General features: G+C 66.8%; 2 protein-coding genes. Both read left to right on the top strand.

Annotated features, from left to right (window positions below; translation table 11 throughout):
• Positions 1-480: 480 nt before the first annotated feature.
• Positions 481-954: an AlpA family transcriptional regulator gene (locus tag FD715_RS22880; protein ID WP_223275040.1), complete on the top strand. Its 474-nt coding sequence runs from the start codon at positions 481-483 to the stop codon at positions 952-954.
• 202 nt (positions 955-1156) lie between these two features.
• A complete protein-coding gene (locus FD715_RS21815) occupies positions 1157-2992 on the top strand; it encodes a hypothetical protein (RefSeq protein WP_147115210.1) in 1836 nt (611 codons plus the stop codon).
• Positions 2993-3002: the final 10 nt, after the last annotated feature.

Raw genomic sequence — 3002 nt, 5'->3', positions numbered from 1 at the left:
ATATCCCGGTGGGACCGCAATTCGGCACGGGCAGGGCGTCATGGGGCCATGGCGGGCAGACGACCGGAATCGGGGTGCGCCAGGCCGGGAGGCGATGGGCTCCATGCCTGTCTGGATCCGTGAGGTCGGTCGTCTGATCGTGCCCCCCGCAGCAGCCTGATGCACCGGCTTTCGACTCGGCGTTGGGTGGCGCTTCGATGCGGAAGGAAGTCTTCTGTCTGAGAACACAGCGGGCGAGACGCTGCCTCGATGGCAACACTTCATTCTCAATAGGTCGAGTGCCTGCAGCCCGGCCCGATGGCACGTGTCATGCGCCGGCGTGCGGCCCGGATGGCCGCGCTGCGTCTGTCTCTGGCGATGGAGACCGGAGACGTCCGAGCGCCGGATTGGCCGGCGGGCTCCCATCGGGGGCGCACCGCGGGAATGAATGTCGCAGCATTTTTTCCGTCCGGAGCGACCTGACCCTAATTCCCCTGGGCCATGCTCGACACACCTCTCACCCGCGCCGATCTCACCACCTTCTTCGCCCTTGAGCCGAAGCCCTCCTCCAGCCATCCCCCGGATCCTCGGCGGCTGGCCCGCGTGCTGAAGGCTCTCGGCATCTCCCTGCGCGGGGGCACGACCCGCTGGCCCGTCGTCTGGCGGGCCCTGGGGCTAGCCGAAGAGCAGGACACCAGGCATCACGAGGCGCTGACCGAACCGCTCCTGACCGCCCGCGCGGTGGCCGATCTCGTGGGCGTCGCGGACCCCTCCATCGTCTACCGCTGGGAGAAGGGCGCCGTGCCGAAGGGCGCCGGACCCTTCCCCTGCGCGATCGACCTGTCGGGCGGGCGCAAGGCCCGAGGGGCCAAGCGCTGGCGTGAGGCCGAGGTGCGGGCCTGGCACATAGGCAGGCCCCAGCCGCGCTACACCAAGCCCGCCCCGGTCTTCGGCGCGATCCGGCCCGGCCCGTGAGACGCGCGATGCACCGCCTGTCCCGCCTCCCGGACACACCGATCGGCCCCTTGGCGACCGGACCAACCTCCAAGCGACCGGGACACACAGGCCCGGCCGGTTTCACCGGCGGCAACCTCGAAGACGGGTGTGTCCGCCACGCGTCTTAGCGACCGAACCCGCATCCAAGCGACCCTCATGCATGACAAGAAAGGAAAAAAGCATGCTCGATCTCACCGGCCAGACCGGCCCCGTCAAACGGCACATCACACAGACCATCGCCCCTGCGGTGACGGGGCCGACGCTGGCCGAACTGCGTGCCCACGTGGCGGCACGCAACGATCTCTCACTCACCACCCGCAATCGCTATCTCACCGCGATCGACAAGGTCGGCGATCGCCTGAACCAGCCGCTCGTCCTGATCCCGGCGGAGCTGGCACTGGTCGAGCAGCGGTTTCCTCTGACTGGGTTCGATCCGGCCCACTGGTCGACCGACGCCGCCTACACGCTCTTTCGCCGCAGGCTGCAGGCGGCCCTGCGCGAGTTCCTCGGCGTGCATGCCGAGCAGGCGCGGCTGCGGGCGATGGAAGATGATTGGAGCCGGCTGCTTGCTGCCATCATGCCGTTGACCAAAGGCAGGGTCGGGCAGAGTGCGGATTGGCACCCGATGAAGCTCGCCGCGCTGAAGGCCTTCGCGCTCGTGGCCCGCGCCCAAGGCTGGCAGCCGCGCGAGCTCGACCTCGACAAGGCCCGCGAGCTCGACACGCTCTTTCATGGCAAAAAGCGGGAAGCCAATCGCCGGACGCTCGCTCGGCTCGACGAGCTGCGGCGGTTCCCCGAGCTCACGCACTGGCTGCCATCGCACCCCATCGGCTTTACGCCTGACGCCCATGTGCCCGATCTGGCGCCGATCGCACCGTCTTGGGAGGCCCAAATCCTGACTTGGGTCGACATCGTGACCAAGTCCGGCTGGGACCCGGTGGCGAAGGCCTTTGCCAACGATCACCAGGGTCATGCCCATGTCCTGCGCAGCGCGCTGCGAACAACGCTGCGGATCGCGGTCGAGAAGGGTCTCCTGTCCTCAGACGCCGAGAATCTCAAACCGCTCCTTGCAGATGACGAGGCGATCTGCGTTATCGCCAGGGAAATGTTCGCTCGGCGCAAGCGCTCAAAGCGCGACGGCCATCTCGAGCCGCGCACGGCGCGCAAGTATCTCAAGGGCCTGAACCAGATCCGGCCTCACCTTGGCCTCGATACCACTCTCCTCGAACAAGTGCTGGCCAACAACAAGGATGCGCGCGAGGGCAAGAAGGCCGACCGGCGGATGACGCCGAAGAACCGCGCCTTCTGCGAGAACCTGATCGACAAGCGGTCGATCCGAAGAAGCTTCCTGAGTTCGTTCCAGCTGCTGCGTGCGGAGGCCGAAGCGATGCTGGAATGCGCTCGACTGGAAAAGCGCGCACTCACGGGCCATGAGCGGGCACGGGTGCGGATGCTGGGGGCCAGCGCCTGCTTCGCCGCGATCGAGATCGGCGGCGCACCAATCCGCGTCGACAACGCCATGCAGCTGACCTGCATTGGCGAGGACGCACAGATCCGCCTTCCGAAAGCGGCAAAGAAGCCGATCAAGGTGCTGATCCCGGCGGAGCTCACGAAGAACAAGGCGGAGATCGAGTTCCCGGTCCGGGCCAATGCCTATGGCTGTCACGACACGATCCTGTGGTACGTCTCGGTCATCCGGCCCCTGTTTCCGCATGCGGCAGCCAGCCCCTACCTTTTCCCGGCCGTGAGGGTGCCGGGGGCGCCGCTCAACGCCGACTACTTCGGAGCCCAGTTCTCGGCGCTGATGCGGACGGTGGTGAACCTGCCGATGACACCGCACCAGATGCGACACGGCCAGACCTCGCTGCTTCTCGATCGCCACCCGAACGAGATCGAGGTGATCGCCAAGCGGATCGACGACACGCCCGGCACGCTGCGGCAGTATTACGGCTGGCTCAACGCGCTCAAGCTCGTCGAGCGCGGCCAGGACCTATTGGTGGGGCTGATGCATGAGTAAGCCCTATGAC

Origin of the sequence: Tateyamaria sp. syn59 (genome assembly GCF_007995245.1) — a bacterium.
GTDB lineage: Bacteria > Pseudomonadota > Alphaproteobacteria > Rhodobacterales > Rhodobacteraceae > Tateyamaria.
This window is presented reverse-complemented; position numbering and strand designations above follow the sequence as displayed.